11 protein-coding genes are annotated in these 14258 nt (G+C 67.5%); 8 read left to right on the forward strand and 3 right to left on the reverse strand.

The features are described 5' to 3' along the window. Positions 1–2: 2 nt before the first annotated feature. The gene (locus ACIQTP_RS11165; protein WP_403398578.1) at positions 3–3242 is read right to left on the reverse strand and encodes a hypothetical protein; all 3240 of its coding nucleotides are present in this window, start codon (positions 3240–3242) and stop codon (positions 3–5) included. A gap of 276 nt (positions 3243–3518) precedes the next feature. Between ACIQTP_RS11165 and ACIQTP_RS11170 the strand changes: the two genes are divergently transcribed. The 4 genes from ACIQTP_RS11170 to ACIQTP_RS11185 all read left to right on the forward strand — a co-directional run bounded on the left by ACIQTP_RS11170 (position 3519) and on the right by ACIQTP_RS11185 (position 8026). Then, the gene (locus ACIQTP_RS11170) at positions 3519–4385 is read left to right on the forward strand and encodes a nuclease (protein WP_403398579.1); all 867 of its coding nucleotides are present in this window, start codon (positions 3519–3521) and stop codon (positions 4383–4385) included. 189 nt (positions 4386–4574) lie between these two features. Next, positions 4575–5342, forward strand: a complete 768-nt coding sequence (locus ACIQTP_RS11175) for a BTAD domain-containing putative transcriptional regulator (protein WP_403398582.1) — start codon at positions 4575–4577, stop codon at positions 5340–5342. Positions 5343–5528: 186 nt separating this feature from the next. After that, the gene (locus ACIQTP_RS11180) at positions 5529–7040 is read left to right on the forward strand and encodes an esterase/lipase family protein (RefSeq protein ID WP_403398584.1); all 1512 of its coding nucleotides are present in this window, start codon (positions 5529–5531) and stop codon (positions 7038–7040) included. Between the two features lie 182 nt (positions 7041–7222). Continuing rightward, positions 7223–8026, forward strand: a complete 804-nt coding sequence (locus ACIQTP_RS11185; protein ID WP_403398585.1) for a peptidoglycan-binding protein — start codon at positions 7223–7225, stop codon at positions 8024–8026. A 261-nt stretch (positions 8027–8287) separates the two neighbouring features. Here ACIQTP_RS11185 and ACIQTP_RS11190 read toward each other — a convergent pair whose 3' ends face one another. Continuing rightward, entirely contained in the window at positions 8288–9535 is a 1248-nt protein-coding gene (locus tag ACIQTP_RS11190; RefSeq protein WP_403398587.1) for a pentapeptide repeat-containing protein, read from the reverse strand. Positions 9536–10070: 535 nt separating this feature from the next. On the opposite strand from ACIQTP_RS11190, the gene ACIQTP_RS11195 reads away from it, so the two are divergent. The 3 genes from ACIQTP_RS11195 to ACIQTP_RS11205 all read left to right on the forward strand — a co-directional run bounded on the left by ACIQTP_RS11195 (position 10071) and on the right by ACIQTP_RS11205 (position 12786). After that, complete coding sequence (locus ACIQTP_RS11195) at positions 10071–10703, forward strand: hypothetical protein (protein ID WP_403398589.1); 633 nt, start codon at positions 10071–10073, stop codon at positions 10701–10703. Positions 10704–10770: 67 nt separating this feature from the next. Continuing rightward, entirely contained in the window at positions 10771–12363 is a 1593-nt protein-coding gene (locus ACIQTP_RS11200; protein WP_403398590.1) for a S8 family serine peptidase, read from the forward strand. Positions 12364–12390: 27 nt separating this feature from the next. Further along, positions 12391–12786, forward strand: a complete 396-nt coding sequence (locus ACIQTP_RS11205; protein ID WP_403398592.1) for a hypothetical protein — start codon at positions 12391–12393, stop codon at positions 12784–12786. 243 nt (positions 12787–13029) lie between these two features. On the opposite strand, the gene ACIQTP_RS11210 is transcribed toward ACIQTP_RS11205, so the two are convergent. After that, positions 13030–13494: an SRPBCC family protein gene (locus tag ACIQTP_RS11210; protein ID WP_403398595.1), complete on the reverse strand. Its 465-nt coding sequence runs from the start codon at positions 13492–13494 to the stop codon at positions 13030–13032. A gap of 55 nt (positions 13495–13549) precedes the next feature. Here ACIQTP_RS11210 and ACIQTP_RS11215 point away from each other — a divergent pair, with 55 nt between their 5' ends. Then, positions 13550–14149 (forward strand): TetR/AcrR family transcriptional regulator, encoded by a 600-nt coding sequence (locus ACIQTP_RS11215; protein WP_403399091.1) that lies wholly within the window; start codon positions 13550–13552, stop codon positions 14147–14149. Positions 14150–14258: the final 109 nt, after the last annotated feature.

Genomic DNA, 14258 nt, shown 5'->3' on the forward strand with positions numbered 1-14258 from the left:
CATCACCCATGGGGTTCGGGGAGGTACGCCTCGCAGAACTCGCGCCAGTACGGTTCCAGCGGGACGCACTCGGCGAAGGACGGGTCGCCCGGAGCGCCGGAGAAGCTCCGTTCGAGTTCGAGCGTCACGGACTTGCTGAAGAAGGCGATCCGTACGCTGACCGTGAGCGTGCCCCTGCCGCGGACCACCGACTGGTGTCCGTGCTTCTCGTAAGTGAGTTCAAGGGAGAACTCGACGGACACCGTGACGATGCCCAGCACGCACAGAAAGCCGCTGCAGCGCAGATAGCCGGTGAGAGACACCTCTTTGTCCGCGAGCGTGAAACGGATACCCGCCATCACCGAGACCCCGCCGCTCGCAACCCCGAGGTCCAGCGCCGCGGCACCGCCGAACTCTATGGCGCCCTCGATCCGTTGGGGACCTGTCGTGTCGACCAGCATGGAGAAATAGCCGCCGCCACCGAACAGGGACACAGTGACGTTGAAGGGGTGTTCTCGCTCGGCGACCGAGAAACGGAACGAGACGGCGCCGCCGTCGAAGGGGATCGCCAGCTCGGCGGCGAGCGAGACGTTCGACAGGGTGAAGACACCGATTCCGAGGGCCGGGAGCGCGAACTTGTAGCCGGCCCGAACGCCTTGGTCATCGACGTCCACGTACGCGCCGGACCCGAAGACGTCGGCGGGCAGCGCACTACGGAGGGTGTTGATGAACTCCAGGTCCTTCTCGAACGTCAGCGCCAGGCCACTGGCCGTGATGTCGGGCTTCTTTCCCGGGCCGGCCTTGCATGTCAGCTCGGCGATGTCCACGCGGGCGATCTTGGCGAAGTCGAGCGTGAAGTTGGTCAGTTTGCCCTGCACCGTGGACTTGTCGACGGCGTCCTGCGAGCGGACGGTCCGGGCGTCCAGGATCAGTGTGGCATTTTCCAGATTCACGGGGAGCGTGGACGACTCGCCCTGCTGCGTTCCCGCCCCGATCTTGCCCAGCTTGGTCTTCCACACATAGCGCAGTTCCTTGCCCTGGCCGTCCGCCAAGTCGCGGACACGCAGCACCGGCGCGGGCAGCAAGCCGTCGTCGGCATCCAGGATGGCCGCAAGCTGCTCGTCGCTCAGCCGCTGGAGCGCGCCGCGGTGGTCCGTCGGGATGTCCTGCAGGAACCGGTTCAGGGGGATCACGCCGAGCAGGTTCGCTCCATCGAACGCCTTTTTCATGCCACCCAGGTCGAAGGCGTCGACGACTGCCCCGGTAGCGGCGTCCGTCTTGAAGAGGTCCGGCACGACACCCGCCTGTGCCGTGATCAGCTTGAGCGCCGTCTTGGGGCTGGCGACCCCACCGGCCTTCTCCGCGCCGAGCGCGAGCGGGATCGGGCTCTGGAGATCGAGGTAAGCGCCCGCCGGATGCTTCTCCATGGTCTGCTTGAGATAGGTGTCGTTGAACACGACCGCCCTGTCTCCGGCGTTCGCGACGAACTGCTCGACGGCGGGGACACGTACCTCCGCCGCTCGCACGTGGGGCAGGCCGACCACGTAGCGGTCCTCCTCCTGCGCGGTACGCCCGATGGTTCCGAGCCCGAAGGTCAGGGTGCCGACCGCGTGGCTGGTGCTGCCGGGAGCATCGGCCGGTGGTTGTGCCATGGCCATCACCTGACCGCCCATCGGGCAGTTCAGGCGGCTGGGGACTTCCAGGTACAGCGTCTTCAGCAGCGACTCGGTATCGATGTTCGACCGTGTGACGGGATCGACGAGTTGTCCGTCGGGCACGAACACCAGCGGCATGGTGAAGCTGACCCTTCTGCTCTCGCAGTCCGTACCGATCAGGGTGAACTTGTGGTCCTTTCCGGAGTCCAGGAGCTTCACCCAGAAGGCGACCTTGTCCCTGATCGGCTTCATGGGATCTTCCGGCTCGTCCGGGCGTGGATCCGGCGGTTGGATCAGGGGGGTGGCGCGGTCGGTGATACGCAGACTACGGAAGGGCATTTCGCGTCCCGCGTACGTGTAACGGGTGTCCTGCCCGTACTGGACCTCCGGCTGCTTGACGATGATGCGGTCCTCCCGCTGCAGGTAGGCGACGATTCCGTCGTTCGGGCGCGCGACGAACACCCGGCGGAACTCCTTCACGTGCGATGCCAGGTGACCGGTGCTCAGGCGGCCACGGGTGACCACGCGTATGTACTGGTCGCGTCCCAGGCCCGTGATGTGGTCGTACGCCTCCAGATTCGGGAAGGGGCGCCCGGCCTGGGGATACCGGTTCTCGTCGGTTACGAGCGCTGCCGCCCAGGCGCCGTGCAGGTGGGCCGATGCGCCCAGCGGCGTGACGATGAACTGCTCGGAGTGCAGCGGCGCGCTCGGCACCTCGATGGGGGGCCCGCCCGGGGGGACGAGTTCGGCCCGGCTGGTGAGGGTGACGAGGTCCTCCAGGTTCCCGGCGGTGAGCGGACCGTTCACGAGGAGCGGGCCCCGGTTCCGCACCGCCGCGAAGGCCCGCAGCAGTACGTCTCCGTCGTCCTGTGTGCCGCGCAGCCGCGCGTGCCACAACGCGGTGCGCTCGTCGGCCCGGTGGGGCTCCGGCCGGTTCAGCCAGTCCACCGGCTCGTCGTAGGTGATCAGCAGCCGGGTGGGAAATTCGAGGACGCTTCTGGGGACTCCCTGGAAGAGCGTCGACCCCGCTGTGTCCGGCGCCTGCACGCCGACCGGAACCGTCAACGGGACGAGTCGCTCCCAGTCGAGCAACGCTCCCAAGGACAGGTCCAGGCCGTTCAGGTCGGCCGGCACCGAGAAGGCCAGGGTTGTCGGGCCGGAGGTGAAGGCTCTGACAGGCGCGGGTGGGGGCGTGCTCCCCACCAGGAAGGACTGCTCCACGACATGCTGCGGCGGAAGTCCGGCCAGGACGAACGCCGGTGAACCCGGATCCCGCGGCACCAGGCGGCGGCCGTCGAAGCGCAGATTGACCAGGCTGAGGTCGACGACGAGCATGTCCGCCGGCCGCACCACGCGGAACGGCCCCTCGGCGACGTCCTCGACGTGCCCCGGACCGGGCTCCGCAGGACGCTCCGGGCCAGGGCCGTGCGGGCCGCCGGGCCGGTCTCCGTCGAAGGGCCCGCCCCCGCCGGGCCGATGCTCGCCGAAGCCCCCGTGGAAGCCACCATCCCCGTCGTCGCCGTGACCATCGTGGTGGCCCCCGCCGAAATGGTTGCGCAACTCGTCGAAGAGCATCAGGGCGGCAGGACGGACAAGGTGGAAAGCCATGGGAAACGCCTCGCTCGAGGTCGCGAGAGTCGTGAACAACGCACTACGGCGCCGCTCGCCTCTTCCCCATTTTCGCCCCGGTGCCGGATTCCCGCCACTGGAGCATGGCACAGGTTCTCGGGCTCACGCCATCAACTCGTGAATGCTTCAATCACATTTGACGGAGCGCCAGCTGTCATAGCCGCCATTGCATGGCGTCCGGCCCGGGAATAGCGTGGAATCAGCATCCGGTATCGCGCCTCTCCCTAAATCCGCTCAAGTCCTCCGGGAGCTGCCATGACGATGTTGCTCATCAAGGGATCATTCCAGGTGAAGGGAACGCAGCCGGACGGCGACACCATCCATTTCACGCCCGACGCCCCCGGCGAGTGGGACCTGCTGCGCAGCGGTGGCCATGCCGTCAAGCACGACGTGCTCGGACGCGCCACGCTCCGCCTCGACGCCATCGACGCGCTGGAGACCCACTACGGCGCGAAGCGCGTCCACCAGCCTCTGCGCTTCGCCCACGCCGCACGCGACGAGCTGATGGCTTGGCTCGGATTCACGAACGTCCAGCAAGGGCCGGACGAGACCGTGACCGCCGCGACGCCCGACGCCGTCCCCGGCTCCGTCCTTACCAGCGGCGCCGATGTCCACGGCCGGTGTGTCGCCCTGGTGGGGCGCGGTACCGACCGAAGCATCAGCGGCGTGGACGTCGCCGTCGACGTCGACATGCTCAGGAGTACGGCGAACCATCACCTGCTCACCGCGGGCCTGGTCTACCCCACGTTCTACCGCGGCCTGTTGCCGAGCCTGCGCACAGAGTTGACCGCCGCCACACTGCAGGCGCGGACGGCACCGGGACAGGGCCTGTGGCCGAGCGACGCGACGACGAGTGGGGCGAAGGTCACGGCATTGTCCTCGCTCACCGACGACGTGGTGATCCTTCCCAAGCTGTTCCGACGCCTGGTCGACTACCTCAAGCTCGACGACAACCCCTCACTGACGTGCTTCCCCGCCTATCTGGCCGGAGTCCAGGACCACTTCACCATCCTGTCCACCGGTCAGCGCTGCGCGGGCCTGCACTCCGTCGTGGAGATCAGCAACGGCCAGACCCTGCGGATGACGCAGCCGCCTGAGGACCTCGTCTTCGACGAGGCGTAGCTTGAGCGTGGTCGCGGCCGGCTTCGCGGCTGCCTCACCCGTCCGTAATTCCGAGTCTCGTCAATTCCGAGTCTCGTCGCCAATCCGCGGGTCCGCGAACGTGCCGCGGAGTTGCACGGCCTGGTCGCACCAGCCGAAACTGATGACGAGAGACTTTCTCGGAGCCTGCGAAACGCTCGCCCCCCATCGATGGTCGACGGCGGTACGCCGCCGAGCGAGGCGATCAAGGTGGTTTCCTCTCCTGAATTGCGGTTGCTCGGCCATTTCCGGCTGGAATGTGATGCCGAACCCGTCGAGCTGTGCCACAACGGTCAGCGCCTGCTGGCATTCGTCGCGCTGCGCAGACGCGTGTCCCGCACAGTGCTCGCCGGGACGCTGTGGCCCGAGGTCACCGAAGATCACGCCCGGGGCAGCCTGCGCACCACCCTGTGGAAGCTTCCGCGGGGTCGTCAGCCACTGATCCGGTGCTGCGGCGACTCGCTCGTGACCGCCGACACCCTGGACATCGACGTACACGTCTTCACCGAAACGGCCCTCAGCGTCGTCCAGGGCTGCGGCCCGCCGCCGACCACTCGGCTCCCGCAGGGGCTGCTGAGGGGAGAGGACCTGTTGCAGGGCTGGGGCGAGGAATGGGTGCTGCTGGAACGCGAACGCCTGCGGCAACTGCGGCTGCACGCCCTCGACGTGCTGGCCGAGACGTTCGTACAGGTGGGAAAACCAGCGCTCGCGCTCGAGGCGGCATGGGCGAGCGTGCGCACGGAGCCGCTTCGCGAGAGCGCGCACCGGGCCGCCGTCTCCGCGCATCTCGCGGAAGGCAATCTCATCGAAGCGGTCCGTCACTATCGCTCGTTCCAGCGGTTGCTGTGGGAGGAGCTGGGGGTCGAGCCCTCCCCGCAGTTCGCTCGGATGCTGGCCCGCCACGGGTGGCGGTCTTCCGGGCGGGTGACGCCGGATTGACGGCGGGCTGACGGCACGTCCGTAGCCTGGATCGCGTGCCTTCGAGGCAGAAGACGCAACACCCGACGGGGAAGACGCATGGCCCGACGCAGCGGACGCATCGCCTGACGCCGGTGCGGGCTCCAAGGCGCGGCGCAAACGCGTCCGTACGACCCGCGTCGGTGAATGCCGATCCTGGAGGACCGCATGGCACCAACCCCGAAACTGCCGATCGTCTACGTCCGGGGATACGCCGGCGGCACCGCCGGCATCGACCAGGCGGTGACGGACCCCTTCTACGGGTTCAACCAGGGCTCCACGCACATCCGTATCGGATCGGACGACGTGCCGTGCTTCTACGAGTTCGAAAGCCCCCTGCTTCGCCTTCACCTGGACGAGGGCTACCGGATCCTCGTCGACGGCGGTCAGGCTCGCTACCTCGCCACGCACGACAGGATCCCGCCGGAGACCATCTGGATCCACCGCTTCTACGACACGTCCGCGACCACCTGGGGCGGAAGTCCCCGTGAGTTCCGGCTGGAGACGGCCGCGGAAGACCTGCTGAAGCTGATCGACACGATCAAGGCGAAGTCCGGAGCACCAGGCGTCCATCTGATCGCCCACTCCATGGGCGGCCTGGTGTGCCGCTGTCTGATCCAGAAGATCCTCCCGGATCTGGGCCGCGACCCGACCGATTGCGTGGCCAAGCTCTTCACCTACGGCACCCCGCACGGCGGCATCGCGTTCGACGTCGGCTTCGGTGTGTTGGAGAGGCTGCGTGACGTCACCGGCATCAACGGCGCGGAGATCTTCGGGCGTGAGCGTATGTACGAGTACCTGACGCCGAAAACGGAGACCGACCCGGACGGCCCGCCACCGGCATGGGACGCCCGCGCGATGCCCGAGCGGGGGCGGTTCCCCTTCCCCCACGACCGCGTCTTCTGCCTGATCGGCACCGACCCGACGGACTACGACGTCGCGCACGGCCTGTCCGCCGCCACGGTCGGACCGCGCAGCGACGGTTTGGTGCAGATCGACAACGCGTACGTTCCTGAGGCGCACCAGGCGTATGTGCACCGCAGCCACAGCGGATGCTACGGACTCGTCAACTCCGAGGAGGCGTACCAGAATCTGCGGCGCTTCCTGTTCGGGGACCACGAAGCGGAGGCGGCGCTCGTCGGTGTCCGGCTGCCGCAGCGGGACGACACGGTCTGGCAGGCCGAGGTCCGGCTGTCGGTCCGCGGCCTCCAGATCGTCACGCACGAGCGGACGAGCGCCCACTGGTGCCCCATACAGCTGCCGGACGGCAGCGCGGACGACGGGGCGACGATCCCACTGGTGAACACCTTCCTGTGCAGCACCCTCCGGGCGGACGCCTTCGGAACCATGCGCTACGCGCTGCATCTGCGGATCCTGTCGCTGCGGCGGCGTGACGGGCTGCTGAACTTCAACGACCATCTGGAACAGACCGCCGACTTCGACGACATCCTGATCATCGACGCCCGCGCCGACCCCGCCGCTGCCGTGCCCGCCCTCTCGGCCACCTGGAACTCGGCCATCACCGGCCCGATAAGCGCCTTCCGGCCTGACGACCACGCCGTCCACGACGAGGATCCCGCCCCCGGCGTCTGGGCCTGCCAGGTCCGGCTGCCCGCCACCGCCGCCCCGATCCTCGGGGAGGACGCACGGATCCGGCTCACCGTGGCCCCCTGGGGCTGACGGCGCGTTCCTCAGGGCTTCCCTCGGCGAACTTCCGGACGTCCGCCGCCATCCCGAGAAAACGCGTCCGATTCCAGCTGTCGATCAGCGCTCCAGCCCGACGTCAACATGCGGGCGACCTCTACACGTCGTATGTTCGAAATTGGATTCTGCCGTGAGTCTTCGGATTCTTGGAGTGCGATATGAGCGTGCGGGACCTGTCGGAGACTGTCGGTGAAGGCGGCGTCAACGACCTCGACGACGTCTTTACCGTGCAGATGCTGCTCAACCAAGTGGATTCCGCGGCGGGCGGACCGAGTCCCCTACTGGACGTCGACGGTCTGGTCGGTCCCAAAACCATCGGTGCGATCCGCTGGTTCCAGAATGTGCAACTCGGATTCCAGGATGGACTCGTCGAGCCTGGCAAGGTCACCTTCAACCAGCTCAAGGGATTCTTCCGGTCCCCTGACGCGTTCCCGGATCCTCTGGTCGCGGGCGACGGCGCGGTCAAGCCGCACCGCCTCGTCTACCGGGACGTGCGACTGACGGGCAACCGGCCCGCGGGTGACACCGTCATCGAAGTCGACGTCAACACGCCGCTGCAATGGTTTCTGGACAGCTCCGCCGACACCGTCGCACACACAGCGGACCGGGTGCGGCTCAAGCTCATGGCCCATGGAGCGCCTGCCTTTGTGCAGTTCTGCAAGGAGAACCTCTTCACGGCCAATCTCCCTCTCCTGGCCGTCCTGAAGAACAAGTTCGCGGCCGGTGTCGACCTGTACTCCTGCTCGGCAGCCTTCATCGGACCGGGCAGCAGTGACGGCAACGTCTTCTGCTACAGCATGGCGAAGATACTCAACACCTACGTCCGAGCCTCTACGGCCAAGCAGCTGTACTCTCCCGGCGCTGCCGGTTCCGGCCTGGACTTCGGCCGCTGGGAAGGCACCGTGCTGACCTACGACCCGACCGGACGCGTCGTGAACGTCGAGAACTCGCCGCAGTTCTGAAGTACCACTCGCCGACGCAGGGAGCCTTGACCTCGGTGGGTGTGCACGCAGAACGCCCCTGGACGCACGATTTCCTGGACCGGCAGGGACCGGGCGAGGCGACGCAAGGACGGTTCCAGGAGCGAGGAGGCGCGCGCATCCGCGCTCACGACGCCGGGGCCGAGGACAAGCCGACCACCGCCGACAGAGTCCTGCCCACCGTGCGCTACCTGCGCCAATCCGGTGGAGGAGCGCAGGGCGCGGTGAGGCGGGGCGAGGACATCAGGTTGTCCATCCCTCGGGTGGCTGGAGGCGGCCCCAACGGACGCCGACACCGTTCAACTGCGCTGCATCGCAGGAGACGACGCCCCCGTTCAACTGGGCGCGGACGAAGGAAAGCATGCCGCCGTTGAACCTGGCGTGACCGAGGGCAACCGCGCCGCCACTGAACCGCGCATGATGGAACGTGACCGTGCTGCTGGTGAACTGTCCGTAGTCGAAGGTGACGGTTCCACCACTGAACCGCGCGGCGTAAAAGGTGACCGTACTGTCTGTGAACTCCGCATCGTCGAGGGCGAGCGCGCCGCCGATGAACTGTGCGTGGTCGAAGCTGACCGTGCCACCCGTGAACCGCGCACGGCGGAAGGCGAGCGAGCCACCGGTGCACCTCGCACGGTTGAAGGTGACCGTGCTGTCGCTGAACTTTCCGTAGTCGAAGCTAACCGTACCGCCGCTGAACTGCGCATCGTCAAGGGCGACCATCCCGCCGCTGAACCGTGCGTTGTGGAACGTGATGGTGCCGGATGGACCGAACACAGCACCGCGGAAGGCGACGGTGCTGCCGCCGAACCGCGCCTCGTCGAAGTTGACCGTACCGCCGCTGAATCGCGCGTCGTTGAACCTGACTGTGCCGGCGCCGAACCGTGCGCCGCGGAAGTCGACCGTGCCGTCGCTGAACCGCGCTTCGTCGAAGCTGACCGAATCGCCGATGAATTCGGCGTCAGCAAAGGAGACACTGCCGCGAAAGTCGCTACCGGAAAAGTCACCTCCGTCGAAGGTCGCGCGCGTGAAATCAAGTACGTACGCCGACCAGGACGTCCGCTCATGCGGCCCTTGAAGGTGGTCGCGGATGACTCGGATGACGGTGTGCCGGACCTCCCGTTCCCCCTTTCTGTACTTGTCGGACTCGGGGTCCCCTTCATAGGGCATGCGCAGGTAGGCGCACAGGACGTCAATGCAGACTTGGCGTTGTTCCCCCCAGTCGTCGGCCAGCCGGGCCATCGCGTATACGCCGGCAAGGCGTACGGCTGGTGTTTCATGACCGAGCTGGCCGGCTGCAGTGGTATAGCGCTCGGCGAATTGGGTTGCGTCCGCCCGATGGGCGTCCCCTTCGGCGATTCGCTGCTTGCGGTAGGCGTATACGCCTGCGAGCACCGCGCCGAACACCGTCAGGATGGCGATGGTCAGCCTGATGACGTCCGCGACGCTTACGGTTCCTGCGGGATTCGACGCGTTGGCCGAACCTTCCATGAGACGACGGACGAGCCAGTACCCCCCGGTTCCAGCGACGCAGACCACCACAACAGCAAGGCAGGCCACGACCCACACAGGCCATAGGTCTGGCGCGTACCGACCGCTTGGATTCCGCAATCGGCCCTGCCACCAGCGTCTACGGGTCACCTTTTCAGCATGCCCGATGTCCGGATCCTGGAGAGAGCTGCAACCCCAGCTTGTCGCGTGGGTCGCCCGAGCGGAGCATCACACGACTGCATCCGTATCCGCTGCTCGGATGCCGAGAAATTGCAACTCGGCCACGAACTCCCGGCACGAGCCGTACAGATCGGTCCGCGTACGCGCGGCGCCCCGCTCCGTGTGCAGGGCCGCAGCTCCTGTGAAACCATGCTGTTGTCGGCAAAAACGCCCGGCCACGCCGTGGGCCGCACGGAGAGCCGACCAGACCGGGGCCTTTCCCCGGTGACATTCCTTGAGGCACTCACTCTCGCCAGGTACGCGCGACCCGGCCGCTTCCACGCGCCGAGCAGCCGCACCGAGTGAGGAGTTCGTAATGGGGTACATCTTCGACACGGCACTCAATGATGAGCGTTCCCGCCCGGGCGGTGCCTGGTTCTTCCGAAACGACCGGTACCTGCGCTACGACTGGGCGCAGAACCTGGTGGATGCCGGCCCTTCACCCCTGACGGAGTGGGGCCTGCCTGCCCCTTTCGATTCCGGCGTGGATGCCGCGCTCAACAGCCGGGGATGGGGGATGAGGACCCACTTCTTCCGCGGCAGTCAGTACGCCTTCCACTCCGCACCCGACGACAAGGTCTACGGCCCGTATCCGCTGGGCGACTGGTTGCCGTCGAACTTCGCATCCGGAATCGACACGGCACTCAACGGGCAGGGCGACTCCATGGGGAAGGCCTACTTCTTCAAGGGCGACCAGTACATCACGTACGACTGGTTCAACGTCCAGATCGTCGGCGGCCCATCCCCGATAGCCGACTGGAACCTGACCGGGGCGTTCGCGAAAGGCGTGCACGCCACTTTGCAGGGGGACGGCCCGGCTGCGGGCTGGGCCTACTTCTTCCGCGGTCCTCAGTACGTCAAGTACTCGTGGTCCGACGGCCAGGTCGTAGGCCCGCTCCATCTCTCCGACTTCAACCTGACCGGGGGGATCGGATCCTCGGCCGTCTGACCGGGACGGCCGGACGAAGCGGCGAAGTTCCGCGGCGACGGAATCCTCGAGAGGCGGTGGTGGTCCTGTGACGGCCGACGGCGGGATCTCCGAAACCTATCCGACCGAGCTGCGCCGCGATGCCGGCACGGTCGTCAGACTCGATCCCACCCGCCTGCTCCTCAACTTCCGTGCGGCGACGGACCGCGGAGCGCTGGTGGCCCGGCTGCGGCAGCTGGACCTGGTACTCGAACCCGGCGACGCCGACACCAAGGCCGGACACCAGGCGGAGGCGGTCAACCACACCGATCGCCGCATCTGGGTCCGGACCTCCTTGGGACAGACCCTGACAGCCGGGGACCTCGCCGTCCTCGAAGCGGACCTCGGCGACCAACTCGAGTGGATCGGCCCGGTCTACCGCCACCCCGGCGTTCCCGGGCGTGCGGGCCTGCACTGCCCTCTGCCGGACGTCCTGGTGGTCAAGGATGGACTCGCCGAGGAGTGTCTGCCGGAGGGGGTCGAGCTGCGGGAGAACGGCGACAAGTCGCGCTACCTGCCCGGCTACCGTTACTGCACGATCGTCGAGCCCCGCAGGCACCCCGCCTACCGGGCGCGAACCCGGCTGACGGAGCGCGCGGAGTGCGACGACAACGACATCCTGTTCGAGAACATGCCGCTGCTCCTCCCGTACTGCTTCGAGCCAGCGGACACCTTCTATGCGCCGCAGCCCGGGTACGCGGGGCAGTGGAACATGGTCAAGATCCACGCCGGCGGACATGGCCAGTCGGCCTGGGATCTGACGTTCGGCTCGCATGCCACCACGATCGCGGTGATCGATTCGGGATGCGACCTGGCCCATTCCGACTTGCGCTTCGTCACCGGTGCGGGCGGTCCCAATTTCGACGGGTCCACCAATCCGGACACGGTCAACTTCGTCTTCGGCCACGGAACGATGGTCGCCGGAGTCGCGGCGGCCACCACCCACAACCTCAAGGGAGTCGCCGGCGTGGCGGGCGACTGTCCGGTTATGCCGATTGCCCTGGGAATGGCCACCGACGTGGAGGTCGCGGGAGCTGTCAACTATGCCGTGGCACATGGTGCACGCGTGATCAACATGAGCTTCGTGCTCGGCGGGGTCAGTACGGTGCTCACCGACCAGGCGCTCACGCGCGCCCACGACGGCAACGTCATCCTGTGTGCCGCGGCCGGGAACAACGGCGGAAGCGTCGGCTATCCCGCCCGTCACATACACGTCATCGCCTGTGGAGCGAGCGACCAGACCGACAACCAGGTACTCACCGCGACCTGGGCATCGAACTCCGGACCCGAGTTGTCGGTCATGGCGCCCGGCATCGGCGTACCGACCACGACAGTGCGCGGGAACGGGGACCTCTCGGACCTCGGCCGACGCGACTGGGCCTCCGGATTCTGGGGCACGTCCGCGGCCACCCCGCACGTCACCGGCCTCGCGGCTCTGCTCCTGAGCATGGATCCCACACTGACCAGCGACCAGGCGCGGGACATCATCGAGGGCACCGCGGACCGGGTGGGTGCCGTTTCCTACTCCACGAAGCGGGCGAACGGTCCCTGGGTCACCTTCGACGGACACGGACGCATCAACGCCCTGGACGCGGTGCTGGCAACACTGCCGCCGCGGCTGCGCCGCGGTAGCGGGACGTGAGCCGGGGACAGGGACGGAGAGGACGCCATGCCGATTTCCGCTGTGCAGCGCGACCGTCTCGAGAACGCCCTCCAGGGCCATGAGGCCGCGCTCAGTAACAGTGACGAGCGACCAAGCCCCCTGCGGGCGCGAGTGCACGCCACCATGGTCCAACTGGGCCGCAACGAGGACGTCCTCACCCTCGTGAGCGACTTCATGGACTCGCCGACTCTCGTCGATGAACTACGCGCCGACGGCGCCGCGGTGCTGCGCGACCGGGGCATCAGTTTGCCTGAGGGCGTGACGTTGCAGGTCGTGGACGGGTACGGCGGCGATCCGCCACCGATCCTGCGGTTGGTGCTCACGGTGCGAAGCCTCACCCTCTTCGCCGACTGGGATCCCAGGACAGGAGTCTCCGTCCGGGCCCGCGCCCCGTTTGAGTAGAGGAGGGCTGCGCGGCGCTCGCTGTACGGGCGGGGCCGGGCATCGCCGGCCGGATCGGGCCTGTAGGCGGACCCTGTCGTCGGGTCCGCCACATGACCGTTCTGTGGCCGTCGTCCGCCAGACCGAGCCATGTCTCATGAGGCATCTGTGCGTAGCTCGGCCCGCTGCGCCAAGAACCATGCGGGCAGGGGCGCCGTGGGCCTCGGCTCCTGCGTCGGGCGGAAGAGCTGACATGTACCGACGTCAGGATCCGGCAGTGGACACATGGTGAGCCAACTCGGTGGCCAGGCGTCGCATGACCGTGCGGTTGGCGCGTCGTATCGTGGCCCGGACGACGAGTGCCAGCAGGCGGTCGGCGAGCGGGGCGCGCGCCCAGGCGTACGTGAACGACACGTGACTCCCGCCGGTCGGCAGCGGCTCGATGGTGTAGGTGCCGTGGGCCAGGCGTTGGCCGGCCGCGCTGACGTTCCGTTCGACGATGCGCCGCGGCGGGTCGGCCTCGACGACCTCGATGGTGACGTCGGTCTTCGTGCCGCCCAGCGCGACTGTGACCGTGGCGCAGGATCCGACGCCACAGCCTGGGCCGCTGTAGCGCCAGTTGGTCAGATAGTGGTTGGTGAAGCGCTCGTGGTGAGCCATGACATCGAGGAAGTCGTAGACCTGCTCGGGCGTCTGCGGTACGTCGATCGACACGGTGACAGACTTCATGTACCACACGGTACAGAGGGCATGTACCAATTGGTACACTCCTGAGGTGGTGAATATGGACGGCTCGCATCCTGAGGGCGGGGCAGCGCCCGGCACGGACGGGGGCCGACGCGCTGAATTGGTGAATGCGGCCGTCGATCACGTCGCGGCACACGGCATCGCGGACCTGAGCCTGCGTGGCCTGGGCGCTGCGATCGGCGTCAGTCACCGCATGCTGATCCACTATTTCGGCTCCAAGGAACACCTGTTCGTCGAGATCGTCCGGACGTCGGAGCAGCGCCAGCGTGATCTGCTGTCCCGGCTGCGCCTGGAACCCGGTCTCTCGCCCGCGGATGCGGCGCGGCTCCTCTGGCAGCAGCTGACGGACCCTCGGCTGGCCGGTCAGGAGCGGCTCTTCTTCGAAATCTACGGGCACGCGCTGCGGGGCCGTCCCGAGGCTGCCCCATTCCTCGAAGGGCTCGTGAACGACTGGCTGGAGCCGCTCGTGGCCGCCGAGGTCGCCGCAGGGGTGGACCCAGCCGTGGCCCGGAACCGCGCGAGGCTGGGACTCGCCACCGTCCGCGGTCTGCTGCTCGATCTGCTCGCCACCGGTGACCGCGCCGGCGTCGACGCGGCGATGGAGGACTTCCTCCGGCTGTATTACGGCTCGAAGTGACGGAGTCGCCGATCAGGCCACGCGGCCGGGCCGGACGGCGACCACTGTCCGAACAACGGTCGCCGGGCCAGGCGTACGCCTCGACCTGCCGCGCAGACTTTCTGAGACA

Source organism: Streptomyces sp. NPDC090798, from assembly GCF_044768965.1.
Lineage (GTDB): Bacteria > Actinomycetota > Actinomycetes > Streptomycetales > Streptomycetaceae > Streptomyces.

Bases quoted from the DNA above. Each gene is read 5' to 3' on its own strand.
- ACIQTP_RS11205 (WP_403398592.1), top strand. From the start codon at position 12,391: ATGCCGATTTCCGCTGTGCAGCGCGACCGTCTCGAGAACGCCCTCCAG.
- ACIQTP_RS11195 (WP_403398589.1), top strand. From the start codon at position 10,071: ATGGGGTACATCTTCGACACGGCACTCAATGATGAGCGTTCCCGCCCG.
- ACIQTP_RS11185 (WP_403398585.1), top strand. From the start codon at position 7,223: ATGAGCGTGCGGGACCTGTCGGAGACTGTCGGTGAAGGCGGCGTCAAC.
- ACIQTP_RS11180 (WP_403398584.1), top strand. From the start codon at position 5,529: ATGGCACCAACCCCGAAACTGCCGATCGTCTACGTCCGGGGATACGCC.
- ACIQTP_RS11170 (WP_403398579.1), top strand. From the start codon at position 3,519: ATGACGATGTTGCTCATCAAGGGATCATTCCAGGTGAAGGGAACGCAG.
- ACIQTP_RS11215 (WP_403399091.1), top strand. From the start codon at position 13,550: ATGGACGGCTCGCATCCTGAGGGCGGGGCAGCGCCCGGCACGGACGGG.
- ACIQTP_RS11175 (WP_403398582.1), top strand. From the start codon at position 4,575: ATGGTCGACGGCGGTACGCCGCCGAGCGAGGCGATCAAGGTGGTTTCC.
- ACIQTP_RS11210 (WP_403398595.1), bottom strand. From the start codon at position 13,494: ATGAAGTCTGTCACCGTGTCGATCGACGTACCGCAGACGCCCGAGCAG.
- ACIQTP_RS11190 (WP_403398587.1), bottom strand. From the start codon at position 9,535: ATGGAAGGTTCGGCCAACGCGTCGAATCCCGCAGGAACCGTAAGCGTC.
- ACIQTP_RS11165 (WP_403398578.1), bottom strand. From the start codon at position 3,242: ATGGCTTTCCACCTTGTCCGTCCTGCCGCCCTGATGCTCTTCGACGAG.